The 13,801-nt window shown below is 53.8% G+C and carries 15 protein-coding genes and 1 tRNA gene; 7 read left to right on the forward strand and 9 right to left on the reverse strand.

Annotated features, from left to right (window positions below):
- Window positions 1-70 precede the first annotated feature (70 nt).
- Window positions 71-1,402, reverse strand: coding sequence for a substrate-binding protein (locus tag V5T82_RS11555; RefSeq protein WP_332895794.1), 1,332 nt, complete (start codon window positions 1,400-1,402; stop codon window positions 71-73).
- A 267-nt stretch (window positions 1,403-1,669) separates the two neighbouring features.
- Here V5T82_RS11555 and V5T82_RS11560 point away from each other — a divergent pair, with 267 nt between their 5' ends.
- Window positions 1,670-3,289, forward strand: coding sequence for a helix-turn-helix domain-containing protein (locus V5T82_RS11560; protein ID WP_332895795.1), 1,620 nt, complete (start codon window positions 1,670-1,672; stop codon window positions 3,287-3,289).
- Here V5T82_RS11560 and V5T82_RS11565 read toward each other — a convergent pair.
- The 3 genes from V5T82_RS11565 to V5T82_RS11575 are packed head-to-tail and all read right to left on the reverse strand — an operon-like array spanning window position 3,286 to window position 6,196.
- Window positions 3,286-4,392 (reverse strand): Kae1-like domain-containing protein, encoded by a 1,107-nt coding sequence (locus V5T82_RS11565; protein WP_332895796.1) that lies wholly within the window; start codon window positions 4,390-4,392, stop codon window positions 3,286-3,288. The two genes, V5T82_RS11560 and V5T82_RS11565, sit on opposite strands and share 4 nt — an antisense overlap.
- Complete coding sequence (locus tag V5T82_RS11570; protein ID WP_332895797.1) at window positions 4,382-5,428, reverse strand: hypothetical protein; 1,047 nt, start codon at window positions 5,426-5,428, stop codon at window positions 4,382-4,384. Before V5T82_RS11570 ends, V5T82_RS11565 begins: the two co-directional genes overlap by 11 nt.
- A 45-nt stretch (window positions 5,429-5,473) precedes the next feature.
- On the reverse strand, window positions 5,474-6,196 hold the full coding sequence (locus V5T82_RS11575) for a glycerophosphodiester phosphodiesterase family protein (protein ID WP_332895798.1): 723 nt from the start codon (window positions 6,194-6,196) through the stop codon (window positions 5,474-5,476).
- Window positions 6,197-6,431: 235 nt separating this feature from the next.
- Between V5T82_RS11575 and V5T82_RS11580 the strand changes: the two genes are divergently transcribed.
- Complete coding sequence (locus tag V5T82_RS11580) at window positions 6,432-7,001, forward strand: response regulator (protein ID WP_332895799.1); 570 nt, start codon at window positions 6,432-6,434, stop codon at window positions 6,999-7,001.
- 11 nt (window positions 7,002-7,012) lie between these two features.
- Here V5T82_RS11580 and V5T82_RS11585 read toward each other — a convergent pair whose 3' ends face one another.
- From V5T82_RS11585 to V5T82_RS11595, 3 genes are read right to left on the reverse strand one after another with little or no spacing between them, the layout of a single operon-like run.
- On the reverse strand, window positions 7,013-7,621 hold the full coding sequence (locus V5T82_RS11585) for a bacteriohemerythrin (protein ID WP_332895800.1): 609 nt from the start codon (window positions 7,619-7,621) through the stop codon (window positions 7,013-7,015).
- Between the two features lie 5 nt (window positions 7,622-7,626).
- Window positions 7,627-8,460, reverse strand: a complete 834-nt coding sequence (locus V5T82_RS11590; protein ID WP_332895801.1) for an OmpA family protein — start codon at window positions 8,458-8,460, stop codon at window positions 7,627-7,629.
- 12 nt (window positions 8,461-8,472) lie between these two features.
- Window positions 8,473-9,231 carry a motility protein A gene (locus V5T82_RS11595; protein WP_332895802.1) on the reverse strand — a complete coding sequence of 253 codons (759 nt, stop codon included), beginning with the start codon at window positions 9,229-9,231 and terminating at the stop codon, window positions 8,473-8,475.
- A 139-nt stretch (window positions 9,232-9,370) separates the two neighbouring features.
- Between V5T82_RS11595 and V5T82_RS11600 the strand changes: the two genes are divergently transcribed.
- Window positions 9,371-9,841: a hypothetical protein gene (locus V5T82_RS11600; protein ID WP_332895803.1), complete on the forward strand. Its 471-nt coding sequence runs from the start codon at window positions 9,371-9,373 to the stop codon at window positions 9,839-9,841.
- Window positions 9,842-10,010: 169 nt separating this feature from the next.
- Window positions 10,011-10,787, forward strand: coding sequence for a hypothetical protein (locus V5T82_RS11605; protein WP_332895804.1), 777 nt, complete (start codon window positions 10,011-10,013; stop codon window positions 10,785-10,787).
- A gap of 82 nt (window positions 10,788-10,869) precedes the next feature.
- On the opposite strand, the gene V5T82_RS11610 is transcribed toward V5T82_RS11605, so the two are convergent.
- Window positions 10,870-10,956, reverse strand: a tRNA-Leu gene (locus tag V5T82_RS11610).
- 184 nt (window positions 10,957-11,140) lie between these two features.
- On the opposite strand from V5T82_RS11610, the gene V5T82_RS11615 reads away from it, so the two are divergent.
- Genes V5T82_RS11615 through V5T82_RS11625 form a run of 3 tightly spaced genes read left to right on the forward strand, consistent with a single transcriptional unit; the run spans window position 11,141 to window position 12,812 of the window.
- Complete coding sequence (locus tag V5T82_RS11615) at window positions 11,141-11,722, forward strand: YqaA family protein (RefSeq protein ID WP_332895805.1); 582 nt, start codon at window positions 11,141-11,143, stop codon at window positions 11,720-11,722.
- 9 nt (window positions 11,723-11,731) lie between these two features.
- The gene (locus V5T82_RS11620) at window positions 11,732-12,217 is read left to right on the forward strand and encodes a disulfide bond formation protein B (RefSeq protein WP_332895806.1); all 486 of its coding nucleotides are present in this window, start codon (window positions 11,732-11,734) and stop codon (window positions 12,215-12,217) included.
- A gap of 1 nt (window position 12,218) precedes the next feature.
- Window positions 12,219-12,812, forward strand: a complete 594-nt coding sequence (locus V5T82_RS11625) for a demethoxyubiquinone hydroxylase family protein (protein WP_442917620.1) — start codon at window positions 12,219-12,221, stop codon at window positions 12,810-12,812.
- Window positions 12,813-12,823: 11 nt separating this feature from the next.
- Here the strand turns inward: V5T82_RS11625 and lepB are convergent, their stop codons facing one another.
- Window positions 12,824-13,756: a signal peptidase I gene (lepB, locus tag V5T82_RS11630; RefSeq protein ID WP_332895807.1), complete on the reverse strand. Its 933-nt coding sequence runs from the start codon at window positions 13,754-13,756 to the stop codon at window positions 12,824-12,826.
- Window positions 13,757-13,801 lie beyond the last annotated feature (45 nt).

Genomic DNA, 13,801 nt, shown 5'->3' on the forward strand with positions numbered 1-13,801 from the left:
TGAAGTAAAGTGGGTTTCGTGGCGCTGAAACCGAAGTTTCAGCGCCACAATCCCGCGGTCGAGGCGAAACTTAGATCGGGCCCAAGTCGCCGCCGAACATTGCTGCGTCATACTCAACTTGAGCACGCGGAACAATTTGTTCAACTTTCAACAGATCGAACTGAGAGGTCGGGTTTTCGTTACCGCGAACAACCAGAACGTCTTTGAAGCACTGGTGATCAGCAGCGCGATATTCGACATCGCCGTTGCCCATACCATTGAACTTGAGGCCTTCCAGAGCCGGAATAACACCAGCCGGATCGAAGGTACCAGCGCGTTCGCAAGCATCTGCATACAGCAACGTTTGAACGTAGCAGGTGTGTGCAGCCATGGACGGCGGGAAGCCGTACTTGCTGGCGAAGGATTTCACGAATGCCGGCGTACCTGCATCGGAATCTTCTGCGGACAAGGACCAGTTCCAGTTGGTGGTACCCAAGATACCTTTGATGTCTTCGCCCGAGCCTTGCGCCATTTTACGCGAGAACAGGGGAACAACGACTTCCCACTTCTTGCCGGTTTTCGCCATTTTGTTGCGCAGATCGAAAGCAACAGCAGCAGACAAGGAGTCGTTCATGTTCTTACCATAGTGGTTCAGAACCAAAACGTCGGCATCGGAGTTGATGGCCTGGGTGATGTAGGACGAGAAGTCAGTTTGCGTCAAAGGCGTGCGAACCGGCTGAACCGTCGACCAGCCGAGTTTTTCGGTGGCGTTTTTGATCGATTCTTCTTGCGTCCAGCCCCAGGAGTAGTCAGCCGTGAGGTGATAGGCGCGACGATCTTTACCGAACTCTTTTTCCAAGATCGGAGCCAGAGCTTGACCGGACATGTAAGCGTTGAAGAAGTGGCGGAAGCCATAACGCTTTTTGTCTTTACCGGTGGTGTCGTTGGAGTGCGTCAAACCAGCCATGAACATCAATTTGGCTTCGTTGCACAGACCTTGAACAGCGATAGCAACACCGGAGGAAGAACCGCCGGTAATCATGATAGCGCCGTCTTTTTCGATCATACGCTTAGCAGATGCACGAGCAGCCGGAGATTTGGTTTGCGTGTCACCCGTGACGTATTCGACTTTTTTGCCCAAGATGCCGTTACCTTTGAGAGACAGCGGCTTCATGGTGTTCATCATACCGCCGTCGCCGCCACCATTGAGGTGTTCGACAGCCAGTTTGTATGCGCGCAGTTCATCTGCACCTTCTTCAGAATAAGCACCCGTTTGCGGAACGTTGAAACCCAACGTCACGCTGCCACCCGTCGGTGCGTTGGTAAAAGCGTTTGCATTGCGGGTAAAAATCAGCGGCGTGGACAAAGCGACACCAGTTGCGGCACCAGCTTTCAACACGCTACGGCGAGAAATATCAGACATATTGTAACTCCCTGATGGTTTATGTCGTCACCGCTTCCGGCCCAATCCGGAGATACGGTTAAGTGACATCTGTGAGAGATGAGCCTTGGGGAGGTCCACATTTTTTGCTTTTCGCCCTATCCCTCGTCACTTTGACAGTAAAGAATTTTCACTAAACCCCGACCAAAGTCGACAACATTTTGCAAATAGGTGCTTTTTTATGTTAACGTTGAAAATAATCATGTTGTAAACTTGTAAATTATGTAAATTTCAAAAGGTTGTGTACAAATGGTAAAAAACATCATGTTGGGGACCCGTTTGCGCAAACTTCGCAATGATCGTGGACTTTCCCAAGTCAAGCTGGCCGACCAGTTGGGTATATCCGCAAGTTATCTCAATTTGATTGAACACAACCGCCGCACCCTTACGGTTCCGCTGTTATTGCGCCTCAGCCAGATCTTGGAAGTAGACCCTCAGGTCTTTTATCCGCAGCAAGAAAACCTGCTGACAGCCGAGGTCGCCGAAACCCTGCGCGACCCCATGTTCGAAGATTTTCAGCTTTCCGACACCGATGTCGGCACCTTGGTGGCGGATGCGCCAGAGCTCTGCCAAGCCGTTGTCAAAGCCTATAGCGCCTACCGGAAGTCTCACGAAGATTTACAAATGGTCTCTGAACGCCTGGCTCAAGACCCCGTCATTTCCAACGCAGGCTACCGTTTGCGCATGCTTTTGACGTCGATTTTGTCGTTTTCGGAAATCCTCCACGATACCGAAGATTTGAGCGCGAACGAACGCCATGACTTTTCCAAAATTGTCATGGACGAATCTGAAAACCTGTCAGAAGCCGTGACCGATATGTTGGGGCTGATTACAGGTGACGGCCTAATGGACGTTGCCGGTGGCCTGTCTCCGACTGAAGCCGTCACCGACTATATGCAGGCCAACAACAACCATTTCACCGCATTGGAAGACGCCGCCGACGATTTGCGCCGCGAAGCAGGGTTGGAGAGTGCATCGCCCCATATGCGCTTAGCCGGATATTTGCTGGAAAAGCATGGTGTAACCATCGAAACCGCCCCACCCGACATCCATACCTCTGCCGCCACGGTCTATGACGAAGAACGTCGCCAGCTGGTGGTGTCGCGCGCGCTTCCCCAGGCCAGTCTCAACTTCCACTTGGCGCTGTTTTCCGGGAAAATGTCGTACGGCCCGCTCTTGGCTGACCTCGCCAACGTGCCGGAGCTGCCTAACGAAGCAGCCCGCACACGAGGCATTGCCGCCCTCGCCAACTATTTCGCTGGGGCCTGCCTCATGCCCTATGACGACGTGTTGGAGACCGCCGAAGTCACGCGCTATGACATCGATCAGATCAGCCAGCACTTCGCCACCAGTTTCGAACAGGCGTGTCACCGCCTCACCAATCTGCGCAATCCCAACAAGTCGGGTATTCCTTTGCACCTGATCCGCGTGGACGTTGCGGGCAATATCTCCAAGCGGTTCAGTGCTTCTGGCCTGCGCATCCCCAAATACGGCAGCGCGTGCCCGCGTTGGGCGGTGCACCAGGCGTTCATGACCCCCGGCGCCATCCGTGCACAGTTGGACCGCCTGCCCGACGGGTCTCGCTATTTCAACGTGGCGCGCACCGTGAGCAAACCGCGTCTGGCTTACGGCATGCCGCAAAGCCACTATTCCATTTCCATTGGCTGTGAGGTGGGTGATGCACGGCGCATGATCTATTCCGACGGCATAGACATCGAGCACGCTCACACCCCGACCCCCGTCGGCATCGCGTGCCGATTGTGCGAACGCGCCGATTGCAGCCAGCGCGCCGCGCCGCCGCCGCCGCAAGTCAGCTCCGCCACTGAGGGACGGGGACGCAATATTTCGCCGGGTATTGGGGATGTTTAAAGCTGGCCGTCTTCCAGGGCCAAGCACGCCGTCATGGCTTGACCGAAACTCAACCCTGCATCACCGGGGGATAATTTTTTTGGCACCAGAACGCTCATGCCTTCTTTGGTTAAATTTTGGACCAAAGCGTCGCGTACGACTGTGTTGAAAAAACACCCGCCGCCAAAGCCCACCGTATTCAGGCCACTGCGTTCACGGGCTTGCAAAACCCAATCGGTCAAGGCCACAGACAGTGTCCCGTGGAACAAATTAGCGCCCGCTTGCGGGTCCATCCCCACCAATTCCAACAGCAACGGCCGCACGTCCAACATGCCGTCTGCATCCACGCTCCAATCGCCTCCCATCACCGTGGGCGCGGTGGCCAGGGCTTCCAGAGCCATGGGCGCTTGGCCTTCAAACGCGGCGACTTCATGGACACCCAGCAGTCCGCACGCCGCGTCAAACAGACGTCCGCAGCTCGACGTCACGGGGCTGTTGATTTCACGGTTCATCATGTCGTCCAACATGGCGGCGTGGGGGTGGTGCGAAAAACGTTCAGCGATCTCTGAGCCATGACCCAGTGCATGAAGGGCTGCTGCGCCCATGCGCCAGGGTTCGCGCGCCGCAATATCGCCGCCGGGTTGAGCCAAGCGTGACAGATGGCCGAAACGGTCATAGGCATGCCCGTCCACCACCAACAACTCCCCACCCCACGATTCATCCCCCGGCCCTAAACCAAAGCCGTCCAGCGCCAAGCCCAACAGCGGCCCCTTATGGCTGTGCTCTTCGGCGACGCAAACGATATGGGCATGATGATGTTGCACAGCCAAGGTCGGGCGGCCTAAGCCTTCGGCAAACTGGGTGGAATGAAAATCGCGGTGCAGATCGTGCGCGGTGGCGGCCAAGTTCTCCGCCCCGCCGGCCCGCGCCAGCATCTTGCCCAACATGTCTTCGTAAAGCTCGACCGCTTCTAGCGTTTCCATATCGCCGGCGGTTTTGGTCAAATAGGCTTTGTCGCCTTCAATCAGACACAAGCTCGCTTTGAGGTGCGCGCCCATACCCAACACGGTGGGATAAGTGCGGTCCAAATCCAGCACGGTTTCTAGAATGTCGTCAGCCGTCATCACCGATCTCCACTTCACAGAGCACACACGGGTCCACGGCTAAGACATGCAAGTTCGCCGCTTGATCAAACGCCGAACGATCGCCCACGCTAGCCCCCTTTAAGCCCAACTCCACCGCACCGCCTGGCTCAAAGTTCGCATCCGTGGGCGCGAAAACATCATAAGCTTTCACCCGCCCAGCTTCGATTTCAACCTTGTGGATCAATGCCCCGCGGGCCGTTTCGACTTGAGCTTCACCCGCACCTGCATCTTTGTGTGCGGTCCGGTCTGGGTCGCACGGGCTGAGGCCGTCCGACAGAATTTTCTGCGATTGCTCCAACACCTTCACATCCACCAAGCGCGAGACAAAACGTGCGCGCAAGCCAGCGCCATACGCGTCACGCGCGCCCTTCACTTCCGCCGTATCCCAATGACGCATCAGGGCACCGACTTCAGGGCTCTGGCCTGGACCCAACGCGCCAAAGTCGTTGATCCCCAGCGTATCGAGTGTGTCTAAAATTTTATCCACCAGGCCATCTTCGTAGAGATCGCGGGCAATCACGTCTTCCAAGCCATTGATAATGTCGGGCACGGCTTTCCTATTCGGCGTAAAGCCTGAACCGCCTAAGCGTTTCCAATCATTGGGGCCAAAGATCGCGTGCTGCAATTCCGATTGAGCCGACAGGGCACATTTCACAGCCGTAATGGCCGGGGGCAAGCCCAAAGCTTTGGGCCAGTCCATCCCGATGCGCATCAAGGTTTGGGTGAGCATTTCGGCTTCACGCAAAATGTCGCGGGCCGCTTGTTCTGAGTCCGACGGTTGAAGCCCCAGCGCCTTTTCACACGCCGTGAGCGCGGCAACGGTTTGCGCGGTTGAGCACAATGAAAAGATCATGCCCAACATCAACACCGTTTGTTCCGCAGAGCGCCCGCCAAACATCTTCGTCACACCTTGGGGGCGTGTACTGTCGATATCGACACTGCGCACACTGTCATTGGATATCCCCAAACGCACATGAATGCGTCCAGCAAAATCGGGGCTAAGCTCGGTGGTCAAATTCACACTCCCAAGTGTTCGTTTACAGCCAGCTTATCAACTGCATCACACCTGCCCAACCAATTTGTCAGGAAAGTCGGTAAACACCGAAGCTACACCCCAAGACCAAAGCTGTTGCGCCCGCTTGGGGTCATTGACGGTGAAGACCCGAAGTGTGACCCCGGCCTGTGCCAATTCGTCAACCAAGGCCTGGGTGATGAACGGATCCGATGCATGTAGGGCGTTCGTGTCGAAATGGTCCAAGCGTTCAGCCCAGTGCGGCGGGACAACGTCAACCAAGACGGCGATGTTCGCCTTCGGCAGTAACGTGTGAAAAAGATCCAGCGCGCGCTCATTAAAGGATGAAACCACCGTGCGCGCCGACGAGTCGCGCAAAACATCAACCATCGCTTTGACCGTCGGGCCTTCCCATCCCAGCGTGGGTTTGATCTCCAAATTCAGCGCAACATCGTTGGCGATACCAAACGCCAAAACCTCTTGCAAGGTGGGTATGCGCGCAGCCCCAAAGTCCTGAGCAAACCAGCTTCCCGCATCGAGCTCTGAAAGATCCGCCCAGCTTTTGAGAATAACCGGACCCTCTCCATTTGTGGTGCGCTCCAAGGTTTCGTCATGCATGACGATGGGCACGCCATCGGCGCTGAGCGTAACGTCCAACTCAATCGCCTGAGCACCCATGGTAACCGCACGCTCAAACGCCACCATTGTGTTTTCCGGTGCCGAGCCTGAAGCGCCCCTGTGGGCAATGGTTTTGGGCAGTTGTAAGGTCATACTTTAGCTTAACATGCTGCATAACCTTTATGCATTAGCCGCCTCACCCGTCTGTTGAATTGTGTCAACGCACCAAAAACGTCAAGATTTGCATGGGTGTGAAAAAACGTTCCGACGTTCTGCGGGGGGCCATGTTCACGCGAGAGACACAAAAACAACAAAATACGTTTACCCCAAAGTGCCACACTCGGTTTGAACACGAGCGATGACATCTTTTTTTGAGGTGGACCAAGGCATGAAACAACTGACGGCATACGACTTAAGCGAACTCAGCGTTCTCATCGTCGATGATAACCCACACATGCGCTATCTGGTGCGCCAACTGTTGGGCGCGTTTGGCATACGCAAAAAACAAGAAGCCGACGATGGCGCTGAGGCACTCAAGTGTCTGAAAAGCTTCCAACCCGATTTCGTGATTTGCGATTGGAGCATGTCCCCGCTGGACGGCCTTGATTTCACGCGCTTGGTGCGCACGTCGGATGATACGCAAAACCCGTTTCTGCCCATCATCATGCTAACCGGATACACGGAACTGCATCGTGTGGAAGAAGCCCGCGATGCTGGCGTGGATGAGTTTTTATCCAAACCCATTTCAGCAATGGCGTTATATTCGCGCATTGTCTCTGTGATTGAAAAGCGCCGTCCGTTCGTGAAATCAACAACGTTCTTAGGCCCGGACCGACGCCGCAAGCGGATGTTCAGCTCTTACAAAGGCCCGGAACGGCGCACGGATGTCCTCATTGACGACACACCGCCGGCCAGCCTGTTCGCAAAAACCGCCATCCCGACACACCACGTGAGCTGACATAAACCGTCTTATTCTTTCGCAAACAACTTGCGCGCGCGCGCCAGCTTTTGCGCGTTGTGCGCCTCAATCTGCTTTTGCAGAGTTTCGGGAACCTTGTCGGCCAACGCCAGCTCGATGAACTGCTCGATGACCTCGACTTTGTCCAAGGGAACTTCAGCCAAAATCTCTTTCGTTTTGGGCTCTTTGGATATGCCCTCTTGTGCACGTTTACCGACGTGAGGCCCACGCATATACTTCGCGTAGTGCATATCGACTTTGCGGATGTGATTGTCCAACCACGTCGACAAATACGCCACGATTTTGCCAAGGTGGATGGTCTCGGGCTCTTTATTGATCAGCAGGGTGAGAGATTCGATCTCTGCTTGATACTTGCGATGAATCTCCACGTGCTGGTCGTATTTGGGGTAGTTGGCACCTTCCATCAATTGCTCTTCGCGTTCGAAGTGATGGTCAACGTAGACCTGAAGACGCTCGACAATGTTTTTGACCTTCGCCGGGTCCTTATTGGTGGCATAGGCGTTGTGCATCAACTTGAACATCTCGTAGAGATTTTTATGGTCATCGTCGACCACGCGAATTTTGGTGAGATAGGCGTCGGACCATTTGAATAATTTCATGACGTCTATTGCTCCACGCGAACGGATATTTCAACGCGGCGGTTTTTCGCCCGATTTGTAGCATTGTCATTTGCCACCAGCGGGCGGCTCTCGCCATAGCCTTGGATGGTGATGCGTTCCGGCGCGATGCCGTTGTATTCCAACAACTGGTGCACCACGGACGTGGCGCGCGCCGCCGACAATTCCCAGTTCGAACGATACCGTCCATCGGAACTAACGGGAATGTTATCGGTGTGACCCGATACAATCAACGTCCCCTTGGTTTTCACCAGCGCGGGCGCGAGCTTGTCTAAAATGCTTGCGAATTCAAACGTTAAATCACCGCCGCCCGACGGGAATGCGATTTCATTGGGAAAGCGGATGACGACTTCGTTGCCGGCTTTTTCAACGGTGATCCCGGAACCCGCAACTTCATCGTTGATAATCTTCTTGAGCATCCCGCTCAGCTCTTCGAGTTTTTGTTCTTGTTGGCGGCGCGCTTCTTCTTTGATCTCTTCTTGCATGGCGCCCAGATCATACGACGCCACATATTCTTTTTCTTTTTGGCTTTCGTAATCGGCGTCTTCTTGCATGTTTTCGGTTTGCGTGTCGTCGGGCGGCGCAATTTCACTGGCCGAACGGCGCAGTTCCGCCCCATCGATCTCAATCATGCCCGACAGCTTGGACGTTTCCGATGTACCGAACGCCTCTGACAAGGAACCCGCCAAAGACTGATACTTAATCACGTCCATTTCCGAAAACGTCAACAACAGCACAAACAGCGTCAACAGCAGCGCCATCAGGTCCGCAAAGGTGACCATCCACATTGGGGCGCCGGCTGGTGGTGCTTTTTTTCCCAATGCTCAATCCAACTAGTCGCGTTGCGGGGCCGAGCCGGAGGGCAAGTAGCCACTGAGAATCTCAGCCAAAATGCTCGGGTTTTGGCCCTTTTGAAGCTGCAAAACACTTTGCATGATCAAATCCAAGTTGTTGCGGTCGAACTCGGCCTTGATCGAGAGTTTCTCAGCCAATGGAATGGCAATCAAGTTTGCGATCAAAGCACCATAAAACGTCGTCAACATTGCGATGGCCATAGCGGGACCGATGGACGCCGGATCAGACAAGTTGCTCAACATCTGCACCAGACCGACCAGTGTACCGATCATGCCGAACGCAGGTGCCGCGTCGCCAATGCCGCGAAACATGGATTCGCCCGCTTCTGAATCATGGATCATGGTGTTCGCTGTACGCACGAGCGTCTCGCGAATGACCTCTTCGTTGTGGCCGTCCACACACATGGAGATGCCGCGTTGAAACAGTTCATTGTCGACGGTCACGTTTTCCAGGCCCAGCAAGCCCTTGTCGCGCACAATTTTCGCCAACTCGAGAGCTTTTTCGTAAAGCTCCTGAGGGTCGTTCACAGGGTTTTTGAACCCAATTGAAATCCCCGTTTTGAGGGATTTAAGGACATCTTTCATAGGGAATTTGATCAACGTGGCCGCCAACGTTCCGCCGAACACGACCAAAAGACTCGGAACGTTAATAAACGTCCCGATATCTCCGCCCAGGAAAATTGCTGTGAAAACAACACCTAAGCCAAAAACAATCCCAACAAGAGTCGCAATATCCATGGTTTTTTCCTGGACAATTACGTCATTTTTTTTAGCTATATACCCTATATTGTGAAGTGTTTCTATTTCAGTTTCTAAGGGATTGAGCCTTTTTTAGAATCATATGATAATTACGCCCATGAATGCCGAGGAGTAAGCCATGAACGTGTTCGTACCAGCCCTGTTGTTAACGCTGATCACTGCGCCGGTTTTGGCGGCGGATGACCCCGATCCCAATGCCCCGGTAGAGCCGGCCCAGGCCATGTTGCCGTCTTACAAGCTTCAGCCGGAAAACAGCCGGAAAAAGATTACCTTCACCCCGTTTTTCGAAGTCTTCGATCAAGATGAAATGTGGATGCTGTGTTATAACGAGCCGCGCATCCGCGATGCCTTCAACATGGAACTGATGACCCGGCGCGTCAAAGTCGACGCCAAGCGCCGCCCGATTCTCAAGCCCCTGGAAAAACGCCTCCACGCCCTGGCCAACCGGGCCATAAAAGCGAACGTGGTCAAGAAGCTTTATCTTGTGGAAGGGGAATACGACAAAGCTTGGGCGCCGGACACACCACCACCGGTGCCAAACCCGATCGATTGCAGCCTCATTGAATTTCGCGCACGGGGAATCAAGTGACGCGTATGAATTCTTAACTTTTTCGCGAAATTATGTTTCAGGTACAGACCGCATTCTAGTTTCAGCGCTCTCAACTAAGTCTCTGAAACAGAAACAAAAGGCCGAACATCCCCTTTTCTGCTCTTTATGCTGTATACTAGACATGTGCAGGGGGCACGGGAGGGCCAATATGATATCCGAGTATCTCAAACATACCCGGTCTGTTGCTGAGCTTGATGAGCTGTTCGATCGTGACAAGCAGCTGGCTGCCATTGCCGCGACAACCCTGTTTCAGCATGAAATCAGCGTTGCCGTTTCCAACATTAGCGAAATTCAACAGGTCGCCCAAGCGCGCGTCTTAGCAGACTGTCAGGTCGCGTCTGCAACGCTGATGAGTGATGCCGAAGTCAAAGCGGCACAACTGTTGGCCGATGCCCAAAAGGCAAAGCTAAGAGCGCTCATGCAAGAGTTCGATGAGCGGAGCGCGCGATACCCCAGTCCGCAAAAAATTGATGACATCCGCGTAGAGACGTCCAATAAATTGTCGCAGGCAGCGCAGGATGCCATCACGGAAATCGAGAAAACGGCGCAGAAAGCCGTTCAGGAATTGAAAACCCAGTCCGATCAGGCCATTGAAAACATTCAAACCCTTTCCCAAGACATGCTTGAATCCGTTTCTGAAAACCTTGAAATCGCCAAAACAAGATTATCCCAAGAACAAGAAACGGATCGCACGCCAGAAGACGTGGCTGAAAATGCGCTTGAAGCTGCAGAAAAAGTCATTGATGAAGCCAAGCGTGCTTCATCCGCGCTTCAACATTTAACAGAACAATCCATTGCCGAATTGAAGCTCATCACCGATGACGCTGTGAACACCATCAAAAAATCAACACACAAAGCGCGGGAGCGATTGAACTCTATGCTCTCAAAAGCGCTCGCGTTGTTAGATGAAGATATCCAAGTTTGATGCAGGATCCTGATCAGATCCCCAAAACCCAACAAAAAAGCCGCCCACGGCGACTTTCAGGCATCCCAAAACTGAACAAAGATGGTGCCCCCAGTCGGAATCGAACCGACACTCCCTTGCGGGAACGGGATTTTGAATCCCGCGCGTCTACCAGTTCCGCCACAGGGGCACTGTGATCTTTGGTGAACGGGGGCCATCATACTCAGGGTTTGCTCAGCGTCAACACCGAACTGTCACAAAATTTCCGCCCTCTAAATGCCTCATTTTCCGGGCAAAAACCCGTGATTGCTCAAACGTGCCGGGACTGCTAGACAAGGGCCGCACCAAAAACTGAGAAATGGGGACCGAAGCCCTTGCTGCGTCGCACTTACGATTGGACCATGAAGCTTGCCGAACACGAACATGCCCTTTGGGCGTTATTCTTGGTGGCGTTCATTGAAAGCTCCGTTTTCCCCATCCCACCGGATATCTTGCTGATCCCGATGGTTTTGGCGTGCCGGGAAAAAGCTTGGAAAATCGCGGCCGTGTGTACCCTGGGTTCGGTCCTGGGCGGCATGCTGGGCTACGGCATCGGCTTTTTCCTGTTCGAACAACTGGGCGGGCCGATTTTGGACATGTACGGCAAGCTGGAAAAATTCGAAGAATTCCAGCAGATGTACAACGAGTGGGGCGCGTGGGTGGTCGCTATGGCGGGCCTGACGCCGTTCCCCTACAAGGTCATCACCATCGCGTCGGGCGTGACGGCCCTAAACATCGTGACCTTCGTGATCGCGTCTGTGATTTCGCGCGGCATTCGCTTTTTCTTGGAAGCGTGGCTGTTGTGGTACTTCGGCGATCCCATCCGCGAATTTATCGACAAGTATCTGGGCATTTTGGTCACCATCGGTTTTGTCGTATTGCTCGGCGGCTTTGTCGCGGTGAAGTATGTGATGTAGGCTCAACACATGTTAACAGCGCCCCGCCTTTACCCCGTTATTCTGATCGCCATCGGTGTCGGCTCATTGGCTTTCGCCTATACGGCACAATACGGTTTCGATCTGGAGCCGTGCATTCTGTGCCTTTATCAGCGCATTCCGTTCGCCGTCGTGGCGATTTTGGGCGGCATCGGCTTTTACCGGCCTCAATGGCTGAGCCCCCTCTTTGCGTTAGCCACCATTGCGTTCGCCATCAACTCAGCCATTGCTTTCTACCATGTTGGGGTGGAACAGCACTGGTGGGTGTCCGCCGCCGGGTGTGGTGGCGGCAACGTCAACACCGTGATGTCGGCCGCCGACATCCTTGCCAGTCTCGACAAGCCCCAGCCCAAAGCTTGCGATGCGGTGGACTGGACGTTCTTGGGCGTTTCCATGGCGGGGTGGAATATTGTATTCTCTGGGGGCTTAGCCGTCATTTCCGGCTACGTGCTGAAAACCCGCAAATGGGAAGATTAAAATGAGCACCAAAGACACCGATATCGACACCTCCATCACGCCCACGACCACACCGGTTGGCGGACGCATGCCCGGCGACCCCACCAAGGACGAACTGATCGAACGCATCATCCGCGTCGATCAAGCCGGAGAGTATGGCGCGGTGCGCATCTATCAAGGCCAACTGGCTGTGCTTGGCAAAGGCCCCAAGGGCGACATGATCCGCCACATGAAAGAGCAAGAAGACGTGCACCTGGACACGTTCACCAAAATGGCGTCCGAACGCCGGGTGCGTCCCACGGCCTTGATGCCGTTTTGGCACGTCGCCGGATTTGCATTGGGTGCAGGTACGGCTCTGCTGGGTGAAAAAGCCGCCATGGCCTGCACCGTCGCCGTCGAAGAAACCATCGACGAGCACTACCAACACCAAATCGAAAAGCTGGGCGACGACGAAAAAGAGCTGCGCGATCACTGTGTGCAGTTTCGCGAAGAAGAGCTGGAACACCGCGACATTGGTTATGAACACGGCGCGGAAAGCGCTCCGGCCTACCCGCTACTCAGCCGCGCGATCAAGTTCGGCACCAAGTTGGCGATTAATTTGTCTGAGCGGGTTTAGGGTCATAAGCCTTACGGAATGATGCGTCCGACCAGGGCTTCCATGGGCACGAAACCGATTTCGTCGGTGCGGCTATCGGTTGAATAATCGCGATTGTCGCCCAGGACGAAGAAGTGGCCTTCCGGCACGTGATAAATTGGCGTGTTGTCTAAAGGATATGTGTCGTTTTTTTCAACAATTGACGCTTGCACACCATTGGGCAGGGTTTCCCTATATAGGGTGAGGTTTCCTCTAAAATAATCATGTTTGACTTCGAGGACGTAATCCCCTACCCGCTCGCGTTCGACTTTCTGACCATTAATAAAAAGAACCCCACCTTTCATTTGAATACTGTCCCCGGGCAACCCGATCAGGCGTTTCACAAAAGGTGTGGAATTGGGTTCTGGCGACAGAAAAACAATCACGTCACCACGCTTGGGCGGCGTATAGAAGAACCGTCTTTCTCCAGGTGTTGCACTCAAACCAAACGAAGCAGCGGAATAACCGTAGGCATACTTCTCGCCCCAAAACGTATCCAGTCTCTTGATGGTCGGCTCCATGCTTATGGACGGTAGGCGGTAACGTTCCATCACCAAAGACTGAAAAGAAAACCCTGCCGCAATCGGCAACACAAATGCCAGCCCCACAATCCAATACCAACGAGAGAACCAAACCATAGGCGGTACAGAACCTCTGCTGCGCGCGATGACATAGCCGTGAATTGCACCGCCTATTTTTAACGATATGGACCAGATGAATACGCTGATATCAGCAGAAAGGCCAAAGGGCAGCGGTCCCAATGGCCAATAAATATATAGGACAGAAACGGTCGTAAACGCCAAATAGATCAGCGCCAAACGCCCTCTGCCCAAATACATCATCGCCACAACTGGATCAAAGATCAGTGCAAGGACAACAACACACCAAGGTCTGCGGTTTTGAAAATCTGAGAAAATATTAATCACAACAATGCTCAATAATAAGTTGTGAGTATATATTTAGCACATCTC

This window comes from Magnetovibrio sp. PR-2 (genome assembly GCF_036689815.1).
Lineage (GTDB): Bacteria > Pseudomonadota > Alphaproteobacteria > Rhodospirillales > Magnetovibrionaceae > Magnetovibrio.